General features: G+C 51.2%; 1 rRNA gene. It reads left to right on the forward strand.

The features are described 5' to 3' along the window. Positions 1-2,253, forward strand: a 23S ribosomal RNA gene (locus ACODSZ_RS23020); the annotation flags it as partial. Positions 2,254-2,330: the final 77 nt, after the last annotated feature.

Raw genomic sequence — 2,330 nt, forward strand, 5'->3', positions numbered from 1 at the left:
AGAGAAATCGAGTCCGAATAGGGCGTTCAGTCGCTGGGTGTAGACCCGAAACCAAGTGATCTATCCATGGCCAGGTTGAAGGTGCGGTAACACGCACTGGAGGACCGAACCCACTAATGTTGAAAAATTAGGGGATGAGCTGTGGATAGGGGTGAAAGGCTAAACAAACTTGGAAATAGCTGGTTCTCTCCGAAAACTATTTAGGTAGTGCCTCAAGTATCACCATCGGGGGTAGAGCACTGTTATGGCTAGGGGGTCATCGCGACTTACCAAACCATTGCAAACTCCGAATACCGATGAGTGCGAGCTTGGGAGACAGACGCCGGGTGCTAACGTCCGACGTCAAGAGGGAAACAACCCAGACCGCCAGCTAAGGTCCCAAAGATTGGCTAAGTGGAAAACGAAGTGGGAAGGCTAAAACAGTCAGGAGGTTGGCTTAGAAGCAGCCATCCTTTAAAGAAAGCGTAATAGCTCACTGATCGAGTCGTCCTGCGCGGAAGATGTAACGGGGCTAAGCCAGTCACCGAAGCTGCGGATATCCGTAAGGATATGGTAGGAGAGCGTTCTGTAAGCCTGTGAAGGTGTCTTGTAAAGGATGCTGGAGGTATCAGAAGTGCGAATGCTGACATGAGTAGCGATAATGCGGGTGAAAAGCCCGCACGCCGTAAGCCCAAGGTTTCCTGTTCAACGTTCATCGGAGCAGGGTGAGTCGGCCCCTAAGGCGAGGCAGAGATGCGTAGCTGATGGGAAGCAGGTTAATATTCCTGCACCGTCGTTAGATGCGATGGGGGGACGGATCGCGGAAGGTTGTCCGACTGTTGGAATAGTCGGTTTTTGCATCGAAGAAGGCTGTTAGGCAAATCCGGCAGCGTAATTCAAGGGTGTGAGACGAGCGAACTTGTTCGCGAAGCAATCGGAAGTGGTTCCAAGAAAAGCCTCTAAGCTTCAGTCTAACGAGACCGTACCGCAAACCGACACAGGTGGGCGAGATGAGTATTCTAAGGCGCTTGAGAGAACTCGGGAGAAGGAACTCGGCAAATTGGTACCGTAACTTCGGGATAAGGTACGCCCAAGTAGTTTGACTGGCCTGCGCCAGAAGGACAAAAGGGTTGCAATAAAATGGTGGCTGCGACTGTTTAATAAAAACACAGCACTCTGCAAACACGAAAGTGGACGTATAGGGTGTGACGCCTGCCCGGTGCTGGAAGATTAAATGATGGGGTGCAAGCTCTTGATTGAAGTCCCAGTAAACGGCGGCCGTAACTATAACGGTCCTAAGGTAGCGAAATTCCTTGTCGGGTAAGTTCCGACCTGCACGAATGGCGTAACGATGGCCACACTGTCTCCTCCCGAGACTCAGCGAAGTTGAAATGTTTGTGATGATGCAATCTACCCGCGGCTAGACGGAAAGACCCCATGAACCTTTACTGTAGCTTTGCATTGGACTTTGAACCAATCTGTGTAGGATAGGTGGGAGGCTTTGAAGCAGGAACGCTAGTTTCTGTGGAGCCGACCTTGAAATACCACCCTGGTTTGTTTGAGGTTCTAACCTTGGTCCGTTATCCGGATCGGGGACAGTGCATGGTAGGCAGTTTGACTGGGGCGGTCTCCTCCCAAAGTGTAACGGAGGAGTTCGAAGGTACGCTAGGTACGGTCGGACATCGTGCTAATAGTGCAATGGCATAAGCGTGCTTAACTGCGAGACTGACAAGTCGAGCAGGTACGAAAGTAGGACATAGTGATCCGGTGGTTCTGTATGGAAGGGCCATCGCTCAACGGATAAAAGGTACTCTGGGGATAACAGGCTGATTCCTCCCAAGAGTTCATATCGACGGGGGAGTTTGGCACCTCGATGTCGGCTCATCACATCCTGGGGCTGTAGCCGGTCCCAAGGGTATGGCTGTTCGCCATTTAAAGTGGTACGTGAGCTGGGTTTAAAACGTCGTGAGACAGTTTGGTCCCTATCTGCCGTGGGCGTTGGAAGTTTGAAGGGGGCTGCTCCTAGTACGAGAGGACCGGAGTGGACGAACCTCTGGTGTATCGGTTGTCACGCCAGTGGCATTGCCGAGTAGCTAAGTTCGGAAGAGATAACCGCTGAAAGCATCTAAGCGGGAAACTCGCCTTGAGATGAGACTTCCCGGGAACTAGATTCCCCTAAAGGGTCGTTCGAGACCAGGACGTTGATAGGTCAGGTGTGGAAGCGCAGTAATGCGTTAAGCTAACTGATACTAATTGCCCGTGCGGCTTGTTCCTATAACATTAGCTCTGTTATAGACAAGTTGAGCATATATTGTGTTTGCCCTAGTGCATCACACCCAAGAATCTACTAA

Source organism: Herbaspirillum sp. FG34, assembly GCF_057809315.1.